Annotated in this window: 16 protein-coding genes and 1 riboswitch; of the genes, 11 read left to right on the forward strand and 5 right to left on the reverse strand. The window is 65.8% G+C overall.

Annotated features, from left to right (window positions below):
• Positions 1-2 precede the first annotated feature (2 nt).
• Positions 3-1,388: a mycothione reductase gene (gene mtr / locus MTX34_RS14490; RefSeq protein WP_243609824.1), complete on the reverse strand. Its 1,386-nt coding sequence runs from the start codon at positions 1,386-1,388 to the stop codon at positions 3-5.
• Positions 1,385-2,425: an alpha/beta hydrolase gene (locus MTX34_RS14495; protein ID WP_243609825.1), complete on the reverse strand. Its 1,041-nt coding sequence runs from the start codon at positions 2,423-2,425 to the stop codon at positions 1,385-1,387. Before MTX34_RS14495 ends, mtr begins: the two co-directional genes overlap by 4 nt.
• Before the next feature lie 191 nt (positions 2,426-2,616).
• Between MTX34_RS14495 and mqo the strand changes: the two genes are divergently transcribed.
• The 11 genes from mqo (at position 2,617) to MTX34_RS14550 (ending at position 16,504) form a co-directional block, all read left to right on the forward strand.
• Entirely contained in the window at positions 2,617-4,137 is a 1,521-nt protein-coding gene (gene mqo / locus MTX34_RS14500; protein ID WP_243593343.1) for a malate dehydrogenase (quinone), read from the forward strand.
• 11 nt (positions 4,138-4,148) lie between these two features.
• The gene (locus MTX34_RS14505) at positions 4,149-4,625 is read left to right on the forward strand and encodes a GNAT family N-acetyltransferase (protein ID WP_243593342.1); all 477 of its coding nucleotides are present in this window, start codon (positions 4,149-4,151) and stop codon (positions 4,623-4,625) included.
• An 84-nt stretch (positions 4,626-4,709) separates the two neighbouring features.
• Positions 4,710-4,860, forward strand: a riboswitch (cobalamin riboswitch).
• A 40-nt stretch (positions 4,861-4,900) separates the two neighbouring features.
• On the forward strand, positions 4,901-6,841 hold the full coding sequence (locus tag MTX34_RS14510; RefSeq protein ID WP_243609826.1) for a magnesium chelatase subunit D family protein: 1,941 nt from the start codon (positions 4,901-4,903) through the stop codon (positions 6,839-6,841).
• Between the two features lie 10 nt (positions 6,842-6,851).
• The gene (gene cobO, locus MTX34_RS14515) at positions 6,852-7,472 is read left to right on the forward strand and encodes a cob(I)yrinic acid a,c-diamide adenosyltransferase (protein ID WP_243609827.1); all 621 of its coding nucleotides are present in this window, start codon (positions 6,852-6,854) and stop codon (positions 7,470-7,472) included.
• On the forward strand, positions 7,466-8,860 hold the full coding sequence (locus MTX34_RS14520) for a cobyrinate a,c-diamide synthase (RefSeq protein WP_243609828.1): 1,395 nt from the start codon (positions 7,466-7,468) through the stop codon (positions 8,858-8,860). Before cobO ends, MTX34_RS14520 begins: the two co-directional genes overlap by 7 nt.
• A 12-nt stretch (positions 8,861-8,872) precedes the next feature.
• On the forward strand, positions 8,873-9,259 hold the full coding sequence (locus tag MTX34_RS14525; protein WP_243593338.1) for a cobalamin biosynthesis protein: 387 nt from the start codon (positions 8,873-8,875) through the stop codon (positions 9,257-9,259).
• Between the two features lie 2 nt (positions 9,260-9,261).
• The gene (locus tag MTX34_RS14530; RefSeq protein WP_243593337.1) at positions 9,262-10,278 is read left to right on the forward strand and encodes a zinc-binding alcohol dehydrogenase family protein; all 1,017 of its coding nucleotides are present in this window, start codon (positions 9,262-9,264) and stop codon (positions 10,276-10,278) included.
• A 57-nt stretch (positions 10,279-10,335) separates the two neighbouring features.
• Positions 10,336-12,003 carry an alkaline phosphatase D family protein gene (locus MTX34_RS14535; RefSeq protein WP_243609829.1) on the forward strand — a complete coding sequence of 556 codons (1,668 nt, stop codon included), beginning with the start codon at positions 10,336-10,338 and terminating at the stop codon, positions 12,001-12,003.
• Positions 12,004-12,079: 76 nt separating this feature from the next.
• Entirely contained in the window at positions 12,080-13,762 is a 1,683-nt protein-coding gene (locus MTX34_RS14540) for an ATP-binding cassette domain-containing protein (RefSeq protein ID WP_243609830.1), read from the forward strand.
• Entirely contained in the window at positions 13,729-15,009 is a 1,281-nt protein-coding gene (gene cobA, locus MTX34_RS14545; RefSeq protein ID WP_243593334.1) for a uroporphyrinogen-III C-methyltransferase, read from the forward strand. The genes MTX34_RS14540 and cobA overlap by 34 nt, the downstream gene beginning before the upstream one ends.
• A 7-nt stretch (positions 15,010-15,016) precedes the next feature.
• Positions 15,017-16,504, forward strand: coding sequence for an MFS transporter (locus tag MTX34_RS14550; RefSeq protein WP_243609904.1), 1,488 nt, complete (start codon positions 15,017-15,019; stop codon positions 16,502-16,504).
• A gap of 13 nt (positions 16,505-16,517) precedes the next feature.
• On the opposite strand, the gene mgtE is transcribed toward MTX34_RS14550, so the two are convergent.
• From mgtE to yaaA, 3 genes are read right to left on the reverse strand one after another with little or no spacing between them, the layout of a single operon-like run.
• Complete coding sequence (mgtE, locus tag MTX34_RS14555) at positions 16,518-17,864, reverse strand: magnesium transporter (protein ID WP_243609831.1); 1,347 nt, start codon at positions 17,862-17,864, stop codon at positions 16,518-16,520.
• A gap of 40 nt (positions 17,865-17,904) precedes the next feature.
• On the reverse strand, positions 17,905-19,116 hold the full coding sequence (locus MTX34_RS14560; protein WP_243609832.1) for a DUF2786 domain-containing protein: 1,212 nt from the start codon (positions 19,114-19,116) through the stop codon (positions 17,905-17,907).
• A complete protein-coding gene (gene yaaA / locus MTX34_RS14565) occupies positions 19,113-19,856 on the reverse strand; it encodes a peroxide stress protein YaaA (RefSeq protein WP_243609905.1) in 744 nt (247 codons plus the stop codon). Before yaaA ends, MTX34_RS14560 begins: the two co-directional genes overlap by 4 nt.
• Between the last annotated feature and the right edge of the window lie 63 nt (positions 19,857-19,919).

A 19,919-nucleotide genomic window follows, 5' to 3' on the forward strand; every position in this document is an offset into this window, starting at 1 on the left:
AACTACAGGTCGAGCCCCAGCAGAGCGTTCTCGACGACCTCGGGCAGGCCGGGGTGAATCCAGTACTGGCCACGTGCCATGTCCTGGGCGGACAGCCCGAAGCTCATTGCCTGGATGAGGGGCTGAATCAGGGTCGGGGCCTGCGCGCCGATGATGTGTGCGCCGAGGATCTTTCCGGTGCCCTTCTCGGCGATGATCTTGCACAGACCTTCGCTGTCCTCCATGGCCCAGCCGTAGGCGACATCGCCGTAGTTCTGGACCTTGACGGTGATATCCAGCCCCGCGTCGCGGGCTTGTTCCTCGGTCATGCCGACCTCGGCGATCTGCGGATCGGTGAAGACGGCCGCGGGAACGAATCGATGATCGTTCTTGCGCAGAGCCGAGGTGTCACCGTGCCACGCGTCCTGCAGCAGGTTGTGCTGGACGACCCGTGCTTCCTGGTTGGCCACATGCTTGAGCTGGTAGGGCGACGAGACGTCACCGAGCGCGAACACTCCCTCGGCCGTGGTGCGCCCGAATTCGTCGACCACGATGCGGCCTTCGTCGTCGAGCTCGATGCCTGCGGTGCCGAGATCCAGACGGTCACCGTTCGGTTCCCGGCCCACGGCGACGAGGAACGCGTCGCCTAGAACCCTGGTGCCGTCGGCCAGTTCGACGCCGTGCAATGAGCCCTCCGATGCGGCGCGGGTATCACCGGAGTCGAGATGGACGTCCCACTTGGCGCGGGCGAGCAACGTGAATCGCTTCGAGATGTCGGCGTCGAGCGCACGCAGCAGCGCGTCCTTGCGGGCGATGATGGACACCTTCGAGCCGAGGGCCGAGAACACGTGCGCGAATTCTGCTGCGATGTAACCGGATCCGAGAATCACCAGGTGCTCGGGCAGCTCCGGCAGGCGCATCACGTCGCTGTTGGTGTGGTAGGTGACACCCGAGTCGGCTATGGATTCCGGCACTGTTGGACGTGATCCGGCAGCGATCACGATCTGGTCGGCGGTGATGACGGTACCAGTGCCGGTATCGATGGTGCGCGGGCCGACGAACGTTGCGTGGCCTTCGAAGAGGGTGACGTTGGGGCTGCCCTCGGCGCGGTAGCGCTTGCCGCCCTCGGAGATGGGGTCGATCCGTCCGAACACGCGGTCGACGATGTCCGGCCAGCGCACAGCGTCCACGTGGGCGTCGACGCCGTATTTGGCCGAATCACGCACTGTGCGAGCGACCTCGGCGGCATAGACGAACATCTTGGTGGGGATGCAGCCGACATTGAGGCAGGTGCCACCGAACGTCGAGTTCTCTTCGATCAGAGCGATCTTCTTGTCGTCGAAGCGCGAATCGGCGATGGAGTTGCCAGATCCGGAGCCGATGATCGCGACGTCGAAATGCTCGCTCATGAAATATGCCCGCTTTCGCTGTGGTCCTTGCCCGACGCATGGTCGGTGCTGTCGCCTCGGTGCAACCACTCGAGCCACTCGTCCATTTCCTCGAAGGCGCGCGCCCGAGGGTCCTCGGTGGACAGAAACACGTCGTGGCGGGCTCCCTCGATGGGCACGATCGTCGTGCGGTCGCCCAGGCAGCCGGCCCATCGGGCAATCTGGCGAACGTCCAGAACGGCATCCGCGGCGTCGACGGCCGAGCTGTAGCGGCGGGAGAAGTGGGTCACTTTGGAGCGGAGGATCAGCGAGGGGATGCCGATGTCGAGGCCCCGATGCAGTTCCGCGTGCCCGTGCCGGACCGCACGGATCCAGCCGAAGGTGATGGGGAAGCCGGCGAGGGGTTTCCAGTCCAGGTCGTAGTCCCACTCGCCCTGCTCCGATGCCGCGAGGGAAAGCCCGTAGGTGTCCAAGCCGCCCCCGGGAACCGGTGTCTTCGCCCGAAATCTGCCGATGACGCCGATCGCCGCGGTGCCGACGCTGCGAATGGCCGGCGGACCCTGCAGGTCGAACCAGGGGCTGTTGAGGACGACGCCTGCCAAGCCCAGCCCTGACGAGCCGCCTTCCCGACGGTTGAGCCGGTTGAGCCACAGCGGCAACACGAGGCCACCGGTGGAGTGCGCCATCAGCAGTACCGGGGCGTCCGCGCGCTCGGCGCGCACCAGGCTCAGCGCCTCGTTCAGCTCGGCGTCGTACATCGCCAGATCGGTCACGAAATGTGCGGTCTGCCCCTCGCGGCGTGATCGTCCACATTTGCGCAGGTCGAGCGCGTAGAACGCGTATCCCTTGGCGGCGAAATGCTCGGCGATGTGTCGCTGGAAGAAATAGTCGGTGAATCCGTGGACGTAGATCACAGCTCGGTCGAAGTTGGCGACACCCGGCGGTTGGTACCGCACCAGAGTGGCCTCGACCTGGCCCTCGCCGTCCGGATCGTCACCGAGTGGAATGGTCGTCTGTTCGTAGCCGTCGCCGAGGACATCGGGAACCCAGGTAGTCACAGATCACAACTGTAGTGGGCGCCGCCGACAGCGTCCGAGGAGCACAATCGTGAGCAGGTTGACGTGGTGTCCGATGGGGTAGGCCCAGCTAGTAACCTGACCGCATCGGGTGAGTAGCCCTCTACAGAAGAGTTCTCGGACCGATACCGCCACCGGCCGAGACCTTTACAGACAAGGAAGTCGATTCTCCAGTGTCCACAGAAGAGCAGGGTAAGCGGATCAAGACCGACGTCGTTCTGGTCGGTGCCGGAATTATGAGCGCCACCCTCGGTGCGCTGCTCCGTCAGCTCGAGCCGAACTGGTCGATCGACGTCTACGAACGTCTCGACGCCGCAGCGGCCGAGAGCAGCGACGCGTGGAACAACGCCGGCACCGGCCACTCGGCGCTCTGCGAGCTCAACTACACGCCGCAGAACAAGGACGGCAGCGTCGATATCGCCAAGGCGCTCAACGTCAACGAGCAGTTCCAGGTCTCGCGGCAGTTCTGGGCCCACGGCATCGAGACCGGCGTCCTCTCCGACGCCAAGAACTTCATCAATCCGATTCCACACGTGAGCTTTGTGCACGGGGACGAGAACGTGAAGTACCTGCGGGCGCGCTACGAGGCGCTCGTGGGGAACCCGTTGTTCGCGGGCATGGAGTACATCGACTCCCAGGACGAGTTCTCGGCGCGGCTGCCCTTGATGGCGAAGGGCCGAGACTTCTCCGACCCCGTGGCACTGAACTGGAGCCAGGAAGGCACCGACGTCGACTTCGGGGCGCTCACCAAGCAGTTGCTGAACTATCTGTCGTCCGCGGGTGCCACCGTGCACTTCGGGCACGATGTGCGCAACATCACCAAGCAGTCCGACGGCACCTGGGACGTGAAGGTCGCCAACAATCGCACCGGAGTCAAGAAGACCGTCAACGCCAAGTTCGTGTTCGTCGGCGCAGGCGGCGGCGCACTGCACCTGCTGCAGAAGTCCGGGATCGCGGAGATCAAGGGATTCGGCGGCTTCCCGGTCAGCGGCGAGTGGCTGCGGTGCACCGACCCCGCACTGATCGAGCAGCATTCGGCCAAGGTGTACGGCAAGGCGTCGGTCGGCGCTCCGCCGATGTCGGTGCCGCACCTGGACACTCGCGTGATCAACGGCCAGCAGGGTCTGCTGTTCGGACCGTACGCCGGCTGGTCGCCCAAGTTCCTCAAGCAGGGCAAGATCACCGACCTGCCCAGCTCGGTCAAGCCAGGCAACCTGATGTCCATGCTCGGAGTCGGGGTGACCGAACTCGGACTCGTCAAGTACCTGGTCAGTGAGCTGGCTCAGTCACAGGCAGATCGTGTCGAGACGCTGCGCGAGTTCGCGCCCTCGGTGCTCGGCGAGAACTGGGAGCTGGTCACCGCGGGTCAGCGCGTCCAGGTGATCCGCAAGAAGGGGCGCGGCGGCGTGCTCGAGTTCGGAACGGCCGTGGTCAACGCTGCTGACGGCTCGATCGCGGGACTGCTCGGTGCTTCTCCCGGCGCATCCACCGCGGTCCCCGCCATGCTGGACGTACTGCAGCGGTGCTTCGGCGACAAGTACGACGCCTGGCAGCCCAAGCTCAAGGAAATGGTCCCGTCGCTCGGGGTCAAGCTGGCCCAGAACAGCTCGTTGTTCGACGAGGTCTGGGCCTGGACCTCGAAGACACTGGAGTTGGAAAACTCGCGTGAGCTCGCACAGCCCACGGGTGTGTGATAGCAAAAGGTATGAATACGCAAGCAGCAGCTCTCAAACGATCATGGGCACTAGACCTGTCCAACAGCACGTTGTACGACCTGTTGAAGCTGCGTGTCGAGGTGTTCGTGGTCGAGCAGGCGTGTGCGTACCCGGAGTTGGACGGGCGTGACCTGCTGACCGAGACACGGCACTTCTGGCTCGAGCGAGACGGCGAAGTGGTGTGCACACTCCGCCTGCTCGAAGAGCACGACGACGGCGAGAAGGCGTTCCGTATCGGCCGACTGTGTACGCAGCGCTCGGCCAGGGGGCAGGGCCACACCACCCGGATTCTGCGGGCCGCGCTTGCCGAGGTCGGTTCTGCGCCGTGCCGGATCAACGCTCAGAGTTACCTCGTCGACATGTATGCCAAGCACGGCTTCCTGCCCGACGGCGAGGAAGTTCTCGAGGACGGCATTCCGCACACGCCGATGCGTCGGGGCGGCGGCACCGCCTGGAGCGAGACCTGACCTCCTGCAGTAATCGATTACCAGTGAGGTCATTCCGCAGGCTCCACTCCCGGAACGAATGCCACACACGGCCCTACCGTGTGTGGCATTCGTTCGTTCGGCGGTAGTGTTCCGTTCGAAGTCGGTCGCGGAGAAGTCCTGTGTCAATCAGGCGCGGTCCCGCCACTGTGTTCAGGAGTTTCTTCGATCAGGAGATTCCCCTGTCAGCCAGATCGCCGCCCGGCTTCGCGTATCTCGACCGAACGTCCGGCGCGGAACTCCGGGCACGAAGGGAATTGGCTGTGCAGCGAAGTGGGAGTGTTCCCGAACCGGGATATCCGTTCAGTGCGATCGTCGGCCAGGATCAGCTGAGGTTGTCGTTGATTCTGTGCGCCGTGCACCCCGGTATCGGCGGTGTACTGGTGCGCGGAGAGAAGGGCACCGCGAAATCGACGGTGGTGCGCGCACTCGCGACACTGCTACCCGCGGTGGAGGACGAGAACGGCTCGCGCCCGGCGAAGCTCGTCGAACTTCCGGTGGGGGCAACCGAGGACCGAGTGGTGGGCTCCATCGACCTCGAGAAGGTTCTGCGCGACGGTGAACGTGCGTTCCAACCCGGTCTCCTCGCAGCCGCGCACCGTGGTGTCCTCTACGTCGACGAAGTGAACCTGCTGCACGATCATCTGGTAGATGTGCTGCTCGACGCGGCCGCGATGGGTCGGGTTCACGTCGAACGGGACGGCGTATCTCATTCACACCCAGCGCAATTCGTCCTGGTCGGCACGATGAATCCCGAGGAGGGTGAGCTTCGTCCGCAGCTGCTGGACCGGTTCGGTCTGGCAGTCGAAGTGACCGCATCACGCGACGTGGACGTCCGAATGAACGTCGTCCGCCGCCGGATGAACTACGAGCGCGATCCGCATGCATTCGCCGCCGCATACCGCGACGACGACATCGCGGTGGCCGAGCAGATTCTGGCCGCCCGGAAAATTCTCGACGATGTGGTGTTGAGCGACAAGGAACTTCGGCGTATCGCCGCTCTGTGCGCGTCCTTCGACGTCGACGGTATGCGCGCCGACCTGGTGCTGGCTCGTACCGCGTCCGCCCACGCAGCCTGGCGAGGCGCGAGCGACGTGGCCGAGGAGGACGTGCGGATCGCCGCCGAACTGGCACTGCCGCACCGGCGTCGGCGCGACCCCTTCGACGAGCCGGGCATCGACGACAAACAGTTGGACGAGGCCATGCGGGACGCCGCCGAACAGGCCGAACAGCAACCCGACCCGGAGCCCGACCCCGACGGCGGCGGGGGAGCGCCCGAGCCCGAAGCTCCCGGCGACGCCTCCCAGTCCCAGTCCTCCGATCCGCAGTCCTCCGATCCGCACGGCGAATCGACGCAACCACCGCCGCCCTCGGGTACCGGCAGCGAAAAGCAGGCAGGTACCCCTGGAGCACAGTTCAGAGCGCGGTTGCTCGAGGTTCCCGGAGTGGGCGAGGGAGCGCCGGGTCGGCGCTCGCGGTCACGGTCCTCGCACGGACGGTCGGTACGGCCCACCGCCGAGGCAGGCAAGGGTCTGCACCTGGTGGGCACCCTGTTCGCCGCGGCCGAGCAGCAGGTCGTTCGCGGCCGCACCGCCGGCCGGTTGAAGCTCGAGCCCGCAGACCTGCGGGGCGCGATCAAGGAGGGGCGCGAGGGCAACCTGATCGTCTTCGTGGTCGACGCCTCGGGATCGATGGCTGCACGAGATCGACTCTCCGCGGTGACCGGTGCGGTGCTGTCGCTGCTGCGTGATGCGTATCAACGCCGCGACAAGGTCGCCGTGATCACCGTGCGCGGTACGGAAGCCGAGACGGTGTTGCCGCCGACGTCGTCGGTGGACGTGGCCGTGACGCGGCTGCGCAACATGAAGACCGGTGGTCGATCACCCTTGGCACAGGGATTTCTGAAGGCCCGGGATCTGGTTGTGCGAGAACGTGTTCGCGATCCGCTGCGCCGTGCTCTGGTGGTTGCACTGACCGACGGACGGGCCACCGGAGGCACCGATCCCGTCGGCCGGGCCCGCATTGCCGCGGGACGCATCGCGTCGGACAAGATCGCCTCCGTCGTCGTCGACTGCGAATCGGGAATGGTCCGCCTCGGACTCGCTGCCGATTTCGCGGCGTGCCTCGGCGGCGGTTACGTGGCCCTCGCGGATCTGTCGGCGGAGCAGGTCGCCGCAGTCGTTCGCGCAGCGGCGTAGGGGGTACGCGATGCCTCAGGGTGTACCCGCTCCCGGAACCGTTCCGCAGGACGGCCTCACGACGCGTCAGCGCCGCAATCTGCCTGTGCTCGCCGTCCACACCGGACCGGGCAAGGGGAAATCGACGGCCGCATTCGGAATGGCGTTGCGCGCCTGGAATCAAGGGTTCGATGTCGGAGTGTTCCAGTTCGTCAAGAGTGCCAAGTGGAAGGTCGGCGAGGAAGCGGCGTTTCGCACACTCGGCGAACTGCACGAGAGCACCGGGGTCGGCGGAGCCGTCGAATGGCACAAGATGGGCGAGGGGTGGTCGTGGACTCGCAAGAAGGGCAGCGACATCGACCATGCCGAGGCCGCTGCAGAGGGCTGGCAGGAGATCGCTCGGCGAATCGAGCAGGAGTCGCACCGTTTCTACGTATTGGACGAGTTCACCTACCCACTCAAGTGGGGGTGGGTCGACGTTGCCGAAGTGGTGGACGTCCTGACCCATCGACCGGGAAATCAGCACGTCGTCATCACCGGACGCGATGCACCTCGTGAACTGATCGAGGCGGCGGACCTGGTCACCGAAATGGCCAAGGTCAAGCATCCGATGGACGCGGGACGCAAGGGTCAGCGAGGCATCGAATGGTGAACCAGTCCTGTCCCGCAGTGGTGATCGCGGCCCCCGCGTCGGGCAGCGGAAAGACGACGGTGGCCACCGGGCTGATGGGTGCGCTGCGCAGCGCAGGCCGTACCGTCGCACCGTTCAAGGTGGGGCCGGACTACATCGACCCCGGATATCACTCGCTCGCGGCCGGGCTCCCGGGCCGCAACCTCGACGCCGTGATGGTCGGCGCCGACCGCATCGGGCCCCTGTTCCGACACGGCAGTCGGGGGTGCGACATCGCGGTCGTCGAGGGCGTCATGGGACTGTTCGACGGCAAGATCGACATGACCGGACCGGGGGAGGCCTCCGCCGAGGGATCGACCGCACGAGTGGCCGCGATGCTCGGTGCCCCGGTGATCCTGGTGGTCGACGCCCGCGGACACAGTCAATCGCTTGCCGCTGTGCTGCACGGGTTCTCGACGTTCGACGCCAGCGTCCGCATCGGCGGAGTGATTCTCAATCGCGTCGGCAGTCAGCGGCACGAGGACGTGTTGCGTCAAGCGTGCGAACGGGTGGGAGTTCCGGTACTCGGCGCGTTGCCGCGCATGAGCGAACTGGTGGTCCCGTCACGGCACCTGGGGCTGATCACCGCAGTCGAACACGGTGGTGCCGCAACCGATGCCGTCGACGCGATGAGCGCCCTCGTCTCTCGGTTCGTCGATATCGAGGCCGTGAGCGCCTTGGCTCGATCGTCGGTGACTGCGCCGCCGTGGTCGCCGGAGAACGAGGTACGCATCTCCGCCGGATCGCCCGTGATCGCTGTGGCCGGTGGCCCGGCATTCACTTTCGGATACACCGAACACGTCGAACTGCTCCGCGCGGCGGGGGCCGACGTGGCCGTGTTCGATCCGCTGCGTGACGGATTACCACCCGGCACAGCAGGAGTCGTCCTCCCCGGCGGATTCCCGGAGGAACACGCGGCCGCACTGTCGGCGAACGAGCTACTGCTCGCGGACATTCGAGCAGCGGCAGCCCAGGGATTGCCGATCCATGCCGAGTGCGCCGGATTGCTCTATCTAGCAGGGCGATTGGACGGTCACGCCATGGCCGGAGTCATCGACGTGGACGCGGAATTCGGGAACACCCTCACACTGGGATACCGCGATGCGGTTGCCCTCGAACCGTCGACACTGTTCGACGCGGGCACCCGTGTCACCGGTCACGAGTTCCATCGCACGAAGCTCGTCGCAGTGCGCGAGGCGGCGTCGGCGGCCTGGGGTTGGCATCGGCAGCGATCGGACGGCAGAACCGCCGCTCGCGAAGGCTTCGTCCGCGGCGGAGTGCACGCGTCCTACCTGCACACCCATGCCGCGGGCAATCCCGAGTCGATCACCCGATTCGTCTCCGCCGCAGTCGACTACGCGCGCGTGTAGAGCCGGCCCAGAATGCGGGTGGTCGTCGGAATAGGTGCGCGAGCCGGCGTCGATGCCGCCGACGTCGTGGCCGCGATCTCCGCAGTGCTGCAACCGGACTGGCATGTCGAGGCCATCGCCTCGATCGACCGAAAAGCAGAACTGGTGGTCGCGGTGGCGTCGAGCATGGGGGTTCGGGGCGTGACCTACTCGGCGAGGGAACTGTCGACCGTCGTCACGCCCACCGTGTCGGTCCGAGTGCTCCGTGCCGTCGGAAGTGCCAGCGTCGCCGAAGCAGCGGCACTACTGGCCGGCGGTTCGACGGAGTTGACGGTACCCAGGCTCGGTCTGGACGGTGTCACTGTTGCCGTTGTCGAGCTCTGCCTTGACGGTGGACAGGGGGTTCGGGCCATCCTGTAGGTATGACCGAGACGATGAAAGCCGTTGCCTACACCCGCTCGCTTCCGATCGACGATTCCGCCAGCCTCACGGACGTGGTCGTCGACGTGCCCACCGTGCGGCCGCGAGACCTGCTGGTCGACGTGAGAGCAGTGTCGGTGAACCCGGTGGATGTCAAGGTCCGTGCCGGCAACGATCCGCAGGGCGTCCCGAAGGTTCTCGGGTTCGACGCGGCAGGTGTGGTGCGCGCCGTCGGTGCCGACGTCACCATGTTCGCACCGGGGGACGAGGTGTACTACGCGGGAGACATCGGCAGACCCGGCACCGACTCGCAGTTTCATGCGGTGGACGAACGCATTGTGGCGAAGAAGCCGACGACACTCGATTTCGCCGATGCTGCGGCGTTGCCGCTGACCGTGATCACCGCCTGGGAAGGACTGTTCGACAAGCTCGGCATCACTGCCGAGACCACCGGGACCTTGCTGATGGTGGGGGCCACCGGAGGCGTGGGATCTGTTGTGCTGCAGCTGGTTCGGGAACTCGTTCCCGGTGTGCGCGTGATCGCGACGGCAGCGGACGAGGACGCAGTGGAGTGGGTTCGTTCTCTCGGTGCAGCCGAGGTGGTGAATCACCGCCGCGATCTTCGCGACGAAGTACGCCGAGTGGCACCGGACGGCATCGACTACGTGTTCACTGCCCATTCCGCCGGCCAGGTCGAGATCTATGCAGACCTGTTGACACCGTTCGGGCACATAGTGGCGATCGACGATCCCGAGACGCTCGACGTTCTCCCGCTGAAGACGAAGGCGATCTCGTGGCACTGGGAGTTCATGTTCGCTCGCCCGATGCACGAGACTGCGGACCTGATTCGTCAGCACGAGCTACTGACCAGGGTGGCCGAGCTCGTCGATGCGGGTTCGGTGCGCACCACTGCCACGACGGTTCTGTCTCCGATCGATGCCGAGCAACTTCGCGAAGCACATCGGTTGGTCGAGACCGGGCACGTACGGGGGAAGGTCGTGGTCGCTGCCCGCCGGTGACGGCCGATCTGCTCGACTGACTGGCGAAAGCCGGCCGACGCGGGCACTGTGGATCGAATGACCTCCGACAGCCTTGTCCTGCTCGGCCCGATCGTTCGATACGTCGGTACCGAGACTGCGACCCTGTGGTTCGAGATGGCCGAATCGTCGAAGATTTCGGTCGTGACCGACGTAGGCGTCCAGGGTTCCGAACAAACGTGGGGAGTGCACGGCCACCACTACGCGCTGGTGCCGCTCGAAGGCCTGCCGGCGAATTCGACGGTGCACTACGAGGTGTTCGTCGACGACAGTCGGGTGTGGCCGCCGGAGGGGCGGACGGCCGCCATCCACACGGTCGACGCCGAAGGGCCTGTCACACTCGCCTTCGGATCGTGTCGACGCGGCGACAACTACAGCGACGAATCCCTCAAACAGATCGGCGCCGACGCCTTGGCCGGGCTGGGGAACGCGCTGATCGAGCAGGATCCGAGTCGGTGGCCGCAGGCCTTGCTGCTCCTCGGTGATCAGGTGTACGCCGATGACCCGTCGCCGGAGATCGTCGAACGGCTCCAGGCGCGCCGACGCTCGGGCGATGGTCCCTCCAGTGCGATCGGAACCGACGCCGAGAACGAGATCTGCGATTTCGAGGAGTACTCCTGGCTGTACCGAGAATCGTGGGGACTCGAGCCGGTCCGGACCCTGATGTCGAGTATCCCGTCGTGCATGATCCTCGACGACCACGATCTGCGCGACGACTGGAACTCGTCCGCGTCGTGGCGGCGGGACATCGTGACGCGGCCCTGGTGGAACGATCGTGTGGTCGGCGCGTACTCGTCGTACTGGGTGTACCAGCACCTGGGTAACCTTTCGCCCAAGGAACTGGCGCAGGACGAGATGTACGCCGCCGTTCGGTCTGCCGACACCGATGCCGAGCGAGAGAAGTTGTTGTCCGACTTCGCTTTACGCGTCGACCGGAAACCCGAAACCGGACGGTGGAGCTTCTACCGCGATTTCGGCGATACGCGGCTGATCATGATCGATTCGCGCTGCTCGCGAAACCTGGATCCGAACAACAGAGAGATGGTCGACGAGAAGGAGTGGGCGTGGGTACGAGAACGGGCGCTCGAACAGAGCCCGCGGCACCTGCTCTTCGGTTCGTCGCTGCCCTACCTCATGCTGCCCGCGCTGCACTACCTGGAGCAATGGAACGAGGCTGTGGCGCAGGGGAGTTGGGGTGCCATGCCGGCCAAGGTGGCCGAGAAGATGCGGATCGGCCTCGACCTCGAACACTGGGCAGCCTTCACCAACTCGTTCAACGACATGGCCGCCCTGACGCGTGAGCTCTCGCGCGGTGAGAACAAGCCTGCTTCGATCATGTGGCTCTCGGGTGACGTGCACTGTTCGTACGTGGCGAACGCGAATTTCGGGGTCGGCGGGCGCGATGTACCTGCCACGTATCAACTGACCATGTCGCCGTTCCGCAATCCGCTCGATCTCCCTATCCGCGCGGTCAACAAGCTGGCCATCAAACGTCCGGCAGCCCGAATCCTGTCGAAACTCGCTCGAGCCGCACACGTGGGCCCCTCCGGTGTCGAATGGGAGGCCGAGGCAGGCCCGTGGTTCGACAACGGCGTCATGCTGCTGACCCTGCACGGCGACTCGGCTCGGTTGCGAGTGCACCACGCCCACGTCGACGATGCGGGCACACAGGTTCTCACCGAGACGTCGACCCTGGCCCTCGCCTAGAGAAGACGCGGGCACTCGCCTGGCCGACGGGTAAACGATTGGCCATCGCCGGGCCGATGAGGTTGGCTGGTTCGTTGTGGCCCACCTCGAACTGAACGACATCGTCTACTTCCTGCCCGACGGACGGCAGTTGCTCAACGGTGTCGGGTTTCGCGTCGGCGACGGTGCCAAGACTGCCCTGATCGGGCCCAACGGGACGGGCAAGACGACGCTGACGCGCATCATCGCGGGGGACGAGACCCCGGACGAGGGGTCGGTGTCGAGCTCCGGCTCGCTCGGGGTGATGCGGCAGTTCGTCGGCCAGCTGCGAGACGACTCGACCGTGCGTGATCTGCTGCTGTCCGTTGCCTCCCCGGCCGTGCAGACGGCCGCTGCCGCCCTCGACGCCGCCGAGAACACGATGATCGAGGTCGACGACGAGAAGACCCAGATGAAATATGCGCAGGCCCTGTCGGATTGGGGCGATGTCGGCGGTTACGACCTCGAGCCGTTCTGGGACAAGGTCACCACGGCAGCACTCGGAATGCCGTTCGACCGCGCGAAGTGGCGCGCCGCGTCGACCCTCAGTGGCGGTGAGCAGAAGCGTCTCGTACTCGAAGCGCTGTTCGCCGGCTCGGACAATCTGTTGCTTCTCGACGAGCCGGACAACTACCTCGATGTGCCGGGCAAGCGATGGCTCGAAGCGACCATTCGCGATTCCGACAAGTCCGTCCTGTTCATCAGCCACGACCGGGAGCTCATCGCCAATGCCGCGAACCGGATCGTGACACTCGAGCCAGGGGTCAGCGGTGCCACCTCCTGGGTGCACGGCGGCGGGTTCGCGACGTATCACGCCGCGCGCGAGGACCGGAATGCTCGGCTCGACGAACTGCGTCGACGGTGGGACGAGGAACTGGTCAAACTGCGTGCGCTGGTGCTTCGCCTGCGGGAGAAGGCCAAATTCAACGACGGGGTCGCCGCTCGCTACCACGCGTCCCAGACTCGGTTGGCGAAGTTCGAGGAGGCAGGACCGCCGGAAGCGGTGCCGTTGAAGCAGCATGTCACCGTGCGTCTGCGTGGCGGCCGAACAGCCAAGCGTGCGTTGGTCTGTACGGGTCTGGAACTGACCGGACTGATGAAGCCGTTCGACACCGAGATCTGGTACGGAGATCGCGTCGCCGTGCTGGGTTCCAACGGTTCCGGCAAATCGCACTTCCTGCGATTGCTCGCCAACGGTGGCACGGATCCGGAGAAGGAGCACGAGCCGGTTCAGGAACTGGCTCTCGATCCGGTGCCGCACACCGGCACCGCGGTGCTCGGGGCTCGCGTCAGGCCCGGCCTGTTCGCGCAGACCCACACACGTCCGGATCTCGCGGGCAACACGCTCCTCGACATCTTGCACATGGGCAACGAGCACCGAGACGGCATGGGGCGAGAGGCCGCCGGGAGGGCACTGGACCGCTACGGTCTGGCGCGCGCCGCCGAACAGTCCTACGACAACCTTTCCGGCGGCCAGCAGGCGCGCGTGCAGATTCTGCTGCTCGAATTGTCCGGTGCCACCCTGCTGCTGTTGGACGAGCCGACCGACAACCTCGATCTCATGTCCGCCGACGCACTCGAAGACGCGATCGCAGCGTTCGACGGCACGGTCATCGCCGTGACCCATGACCGCTGGTTCGCGCGCAGTTTCGATCGATTCCTGGTGTTCGGCAGCACCGGCCAGGCCTACGAGTCCGATGAGCCCGTATGGGACGAGAAGCGGGTGCAGCGCGCGCGGTAGCGTTCCCTCTCGTGAACGCGACTGACTCTCCCTATCTGGTCGGCCTCAATCTGGAAGGTCGACGCGTCGTCGTGGTCGGTGGAGGCACCGTCGCGCAGCGTCGATTGCCGCTGCTGATCTCCTGCGGTGCCGTGGTGCACGTCATCACTCGCGAGGCCACGCCCGCTGTCGAAGCGATGGCCACCAGCGGTCAGGTGACGATCGAGTTGCGCGACTATCGCGAGGGCGACCTCGCCGATGCTTGGTACGCCGTCGCGTGCACCGACGAGGCCGACACCAACATCGCCATCGTCGCCGAGGCCACCGCGTCCAGGATCTTCTGTGTGCGAGCCGACATCGCCAAGGACGGCACCGCGGTCACCCCGGCGTCGGCCGAATGGGACGGGCTGACTCTCGGTGTGCTGGCGGGCGGCGAGCACCGCCGGTCGGCCGCGGTACGCAATGCCGTGATCGAGGCGCTGCAGTCGGGAGTGGTCGCCGACTCCGCTCATGCTCCGTTGACCGGCGTCGCACTGGTCGGCGGCGGACCCGGCGATCCGGACCTCATCACAGTCCGTGGCCGCAGGCTGCTGGCGTACGCCGATGTCGTGGTGGCCGACCGGCTCGCACCGCCCGAGCTGCTTGCCGAACTGGGTCCACATGTGGAGGTGATCGACGCCTCGAAGATTCCGTACGGCCGCGCGATGGCGCAGGAGGCGATCAATCAGGCGTTGATCGACGGTGCGAAAGCGGGCAAGTTCGTCGTTCGGCTCAAGGGCGGCGACCCCTACGTGTTCGGTCGGGGATACGAGGAGCTCGAAGCACTCGCCGCCGAGGGCATTCCGGTCACCGTGGTGCCGGGCATCACCAGTGCCATTTCGGTGCCCTCGTCCGCCGGGATCCCGGTGACGCACCGCGCCGTCACCCACGAGTTCGTCGTGGTGAGCGGTCACGTGGCACCCGACCATCCCGATTCGCTCGTCGACTGGAACGCGCTGGCCAAGCTCAAGGGCACCATCGTGTTGCTGATGGCCGTCGAGCGCATCGGCCTGTTCGCCGACGTTCTCATCGCCGGGGGTCGACCGTCGGACACTCCGGTGATCGTCGTTCAGGAGGGCACCATGCGCACCCAGCGTGAAGTTCGCGCGACCCTGAGCACCGTCGCCGACGCGGTTCGTGACGCAGAGATCAGGCCTCCGGCCATCGTGGTCATCGGAACCGTTGCCGGTTTCTCTGTACACGCCGGTAACGTGAACGCCCGTGCCTGAATCATCGATGTCCGATACCTCCAGCACCGAGGTCAAGTACCCGGTCACGACCCGAGCGTTCGGGTTGGCGATCATCGTCCTGAGCGGCTTGCAGCTGATGGTGGTGCTCGACGGCACCGTCGCCAACCTGGCCCTGGCACCCTTGCAGGCCGATCTGGGCCTGTCCGATGCCGGACGCAACTGGGTGCTCACGTCGTATGCACTCGCGTTCGGCGGACTGATGCTCCTCGGCGGCAGACTCGGTGATGCGTTCGGCCGCAAGAAGATGTTCCTGGCCGGCGTCGTGCTGTTCACGATCGCGTCACTGCTGTGCGGGCTTGCGGTCAACGAGGCCACGCTGGTAGCGGCCCGCGCGCTTCAGGGCGTGGGAGCCGCGGTGGCGTCGCCCACGGCGTTCGCGTTGGTGGCCACCACGTTCGCGCCGGGACCGGTCCGGAACCAGGCCATCGCGATCTATGCGGCCATGACGGGTGTGGGCTCCATCGCCGGGTTGATCATCGGCGGTGCGCTGACCGAGGTGTCGTGGCGATGGATCTTCCTGATCAACGTGCCGATCGGTGCCGTCATCGTGGTGCTCGCAGTCGTGTCCTTGCAGGAGACGGTGGGGACGCGGCTGCCTCTCGACGTTCCGGGAGCGATTCTGGCGACGCTCGGCTGCACCGGCGTGGTGTTGGCGCTGAGCGAGGGTACCGAGCTGGGCTGGACCAATCCGATCGTCGTCGTCTCGCTGCTCGCCGGTCTGCTCTTCCTCGGGCTGTTCCTGCTGGTCGAGCGGCGCGCCGACAATCCGCTGCTCCCGTTCTCGCTGTTCCGCAACCGGGATCGGGTCGCGACCTTCGTGGCCATCTTCTTCGCCGGTGGCGTGATGTTCTGCCTCGCCGCCTACGTGGCACTGTTCGTTCAGGACATCCTGGGATACAGCCCACTGCACGCGGGCCTGGCTTTCGTGCCGTTCGCCTTCGGACTCGGAGCCGCCGCATTCCTGGCCTCGCAGTTGGTGACGCGCATCGCTCCTCGTTGGCTGATCCTGAGCGGTGCCGTCATCATGGTCGGCTGGCTGATGGTGTCGGTTGCGACGATGAACGCGGACTCGTCGTATTTCCCCGGACTGTTCTTCCCCGTCATCGGCATCGGCTTCGGTGTCGGCCTGACGGTGGTGCCGCTCCCGCTGTGCGCCATCGCCGGAGTGAGCCCCACCGAGATCGGTCCGTTGACCGCTATCGCCCTGGTTGCTCAGACCCTCGGCGGACCGCTTGCGCTGGCCGTGATCGGCGCTCTGGTCACCTCGCGCACCCTCTCGCTGGGCGGCATCTCGGGACCGGCGACGCTGATGAACGACAATCAGCTCGATGCATTGAGCTCGGGTTACATGTTCGCGCTGTTCTGCTGCGCCGTCTGCGCCGTGGTCGCGGGAATCGCTGCGGTGTTCATTCGTTTCACCCCGCAGGAGGTCGCTCAGGCCCAGGCTGCGCAGGAAGACGCTCAGAAAGGCTGATGAGCAGGGCTGATCACACGCCCAGCACGGCCTTCGCGATGAGGAAGTAGACGATCAACCCCGTCGCGTCGCAGAAGGTGGAGATGAAAGGTGTCGAGAAGACCGCCGGGTCCACACCGATCTTCTTCGCGATCAGCGGCATCGCGCCGCCGACTGTGGCCGCAAGTGTGCAGATCGACAGCAGCGTCGTTCCGATGACGACGCCGAGGTGCCAGTCGTAGACGAGCCCGGCGATGACGAAGCCCAACGTGCCGAGCATCGCACCCATCGTCGCTCCGACCCGAACCTCGCGGAACAGCACCGCGGCGATGTCCCGCGGTCGCACGTCACCCAGCGCGAGTGCCCGCGTGACAGTGGTCGCGGCCTGCGAGCCGGTGTTGCCTCCGGTTCCGGTCAGCAGAGGGATGAACAGGGCGAGAGTGACCACGGCGGCAAGGGCATGCTCGAAGATCTCCAGTACCTGCACCGTGAGAATCGCCGACAACGCCAGCACCAGCAGCCACACCACACGGGAGCGAACGATGGCGAGCACCGGCGTGGACAGGTAGGGGCGCCGTAGCGGCTCCGAGCCGCCCGCCCGGGCGGCATCCTCGTCCTCCGCCTCCTCGAGGATGCGCGCGGACTGCTCGAGAGTGAGTATCCCGATCAGCCGTTGCTCGGAGTCGACCACCACCACCGCGGGACTACGGTGCTCGAAGCACAGCCGTGCAGTCTCCTCCGCCGACGAATCGGCCTCGACCACCGGATGATCCGAGGACAGATCGCCGACCGGAGTGCTCGGTGCCGCTGTCGCCAGATCGGCGAGCGTCACCACCCCCAACAGAGTGCGGTGATCGTCGGTGAACGGCAATAGATACACCGACTCGGCGTTCGAGCCGGTACGACGCACGGCATCGAGGGCGTCGCCGGCGGTCGCAGCGGTCCGTAGCCGAACGAACTCCGGACTCATGCGGCGGCCGACCGATCTGCGGTCGTATCCCAGCATGGGGGCGGTGAGTGCGCGTTCGTCGGGGGACAAGCCCACCAGCAGTCGATGCGCGACGTTGGAAGGGAGTTCGTCGAGCAATTCGACACGGTCGTCCGGGTCGAGTTCCTCGAACAGAGCGATCACATCGTAGCTGCGAAGACTCTCGAACAACTCACCGCGAACCGTGGCGTCGAAGCGCTCGAAGACCGCCACCGCCTCGTCCTTGGGCAGAAGCCGAAACAACACCGCGCGTCGAGACGAGTCGACACGCTCGAGCACGCGCACCGCATCGGTCGTAGACAGCTCGGCCATCAGAGTGGACAGTGCGGCCATGTCGCGGTCGGTCAGGAGTTCGGACGTTCGCGTCATGATGTCGTCGAGAGTTTCGGGCACAGAATCATTTTGCCTTGCGAACCAGCAGTGACATCACACCTCAGCGCGAGAGGTCGGCGCGATCGGCAGCTGCCTGGCCCGAGTCCCAGCCCTCGGCGTCCAGGCGTGGACCCCGCATCGGCTTCGCCGTCGGAAACAATCGATCGAATTCGGCTTCTACGGCGACGGTCTGCGCGGCGAGAATCGGTAGCAGATCACCGGATTCGTGACGCGCCTCCTCCAGGGCGTGCGCATCGGCGTCGGTCAGACGGTCTCCGATACGGATGGCATACGCGTACAGGAATGCCTTACCGAAGGCAGCCGAGCCGGCTTTCTTGCGCTTCTTCGCTTCCGGCGAATGGCCGAGGGCGCGAGTTGCCTGGACCAGCAGAGAGGTGAACAGCAACTCGGTCTGCTCCACGTCCACCGGAGCTCCGACCAGTGTTGCGACGGCGAATTCCGGGTCCCAGATCGCCTTCACACGGTTGGCGGTTCCGACCACATGCAGCAGCTGCGCCTTGGCCGGGGCGTGCGGGCCGTCGACATGAACGCGTCGGCCGTGAATATCGATGTGGCCCTGCGAGAGCAGCATGGTGTCGATGGAGTAGCGCGTCATCAACTCCTGTGCCTTGGCCGTCAGCGTCTCGGCCTCCTCCTCGAAGTCCGTCGCATCGGCCTTGGCAAGTAGGCCGCGAATCTTGCTCAGCATCTTGGTGTTCGGTGAGTCGGAGCCGGCGGCACCCGTCACTGTGGGACGCGTGCGCGGCCACTGGGACGGCGTGGGGCCGAGCCGAGGCCACCGGGGGAGTGTCTGCCATCGACCGAGCAGGGTGAGCACGTCGAGCCACTGATCACTGGCAGCGATGTAATCGGACTTGCCGGAGGAGATCAGGTACGCGGTCAGGAAGTCGGGTGTGGCCTCGACCCGGGCCGCAACCCGGGGGAACTGCTCACAGATAGTGGACATCTGGTCCACCCAGTCCTGCGGGGCCCGCGAGTCGGCGTCGGTGAGATCGGCCTGATGCAGCAGAACCGCGGCAGCGAGATCGGCCACGCCCACCGTGTGCTGACGCCGCACGACGTGCACCAGATCCAAGGGCTGCCAGCCGTTTTCGTACATCGTCTCGATCATGTTCGTCAGCGCCCGAGAGCCGAGTTCGGTCGCGTCCATCGACACCAGTCGATCTGCGACGTCGTCGGCGACGCGTTGGCTCTTGGTCTTGCCGACCGAGGCATCGGCACCGCGGCGGAGCAGTCCCGGAATCTCGCTCATTCGGTGAGCACGATCAATTCGGTGCTCGACGCCACTTCGACGCGTAGGCCCGCCTTCGATGCCACGCGCGCAACGGCTTTCACGTCCTTCGGCTCGGCGGTGGTCAGGGTCAACGCGCGCGCGAGCAGGCCCTTGTGATGCTTGTTGAAGTGGCTCACCACCGATCGGCTGCCGTCGGGCTTCTCGGTGAGCACCGTCGCGGTGATCGCGCCGGGGACGGGCCCGAGCTGCTGATAGCTGCCCGATCGGAGGTCGACGACAACCCCTTCGTCCTCGGCTTCGATGGCATCGGAGAGTTCCGGCTTCCAGTGTGATCGCAGAGTGCCGAAGTTCGGAATGGTCGATCCGCCGGAGAGTCGGTAGGACGGGATGGGGTCCGATGCGCGGACGGCTCCGAACAATGCCGAGCCGATCCACAGCCGCGCGTCCGCCCGGGCGCGACCGGCTCGGGTGAACGACGCCGCGTCGAGAGCGTCGTAGAGCACCCCGGTGTACCGCTGCGAGGCAGGCGTGGTGGGTGAGGTCCACAACCGGGCGTTGCGTTCGATCGCGTCTACCTGGGTGGGACCGAGTCCGAGTGCGGTGACGGACGCGTCGACGTCGTCGGCGAGCTCGACCAGCGCATCGGCGAGCTTTCGGCGAAGCGGAAGGAGCGACGGCAACGACAGTCGGTCCAGATCGAGAGGTGCCCCGGAACCGCCGTCGGACTTCGTCTCGGAGGGAGGCAGCAGAATCAACACGATCGTCAAGGCTACTCACTGCACGGCCGCCTGCTCACAGGCGCTGCGCAACCGACTAGTCTG

The sequence above is a fragment of the Rhodococcus sp. ARC_M5 genome (assembly GCF_022810405.1).
Taxonomy (GTDB): domain Bacteria; phylum Actinomycetota; class Actinomycetes; order Mycobacteriales; family Mycobacteriaceae; genus Rhodococcoides; species Rhodococcoides navarretei.

Bases quoted from the DNA above. Each gene is read 5' to 3' on its own strand.
- MTX34_RS14550 (WP_243609904.1), top strand. From the start codon at position 15,017: ATGTCCGATACCTCCAGCACCGAGGTCAAGTACCCGGTCACGACCCGA.
- MTX34_RS14535 (WP_243609829.1), top strand. From the start codon at position 10,336: ATGACCTCCGACAGCCTTGTCCTGCTCGGCCCGATCGTTCGATACGTC.
- cobO (WP_243609827.1), top strand. From the start codon at position 6,852: ATGCCTCAGGGTGTACCCGCTCCCGGAACCGTTCCGCAGGACGGCCTC.
- MTX34_RS14530 (WP_243593337.1), top strand. From the start codon at position 9,262: ATGACCGAGACGATGAAAGCCGTTGCCTACACCCGCTCGCTTCCGATC.
- MTX34_RS14520 (WP_243609828.1), top strand. From the start codon at position 7,466: ATGGTGAACCAGTCCTGTCCCGCAGTGGTGATCGCGGCCCCCGCGTCG.
- cobA (WP_243593334.1), top strand. From the start codon at position 13,729: ATGGGACGAGAAGCGGGTGCAGCGCGCGCGGTAGCGTTCCCTCTCGTG.
- MTX34_RS14560 (WP_243609832.1), bottom strand. From the start codon at position 19,116: ATGAGCGAGATTCCGGGACTGCTCCGCCGCGGTGCCGATGCCTCGGTC.
- mtr (WP_243609824.1), bottom strand. From the start codon at position 1,388: ATGAGCGAGCATTTCGACGTCGCGATCATCGGCTCCGGATCTGGCAAC.
- MTX34_RS14505 (WP_243593342.1), top strand. From the start codon at position 4,149: ATGAATACGCAAGCAGCAGCTCTCAAACGATCATGGGCACTAGACCTG.
- MTX34_RS14525 (WP_243593338.1), top strand. From the start codon at position 8,873: ATGCGGGTGGTCGTCGGAATAGGTGCGCGAGCCGGCGTCGATGCCGCC.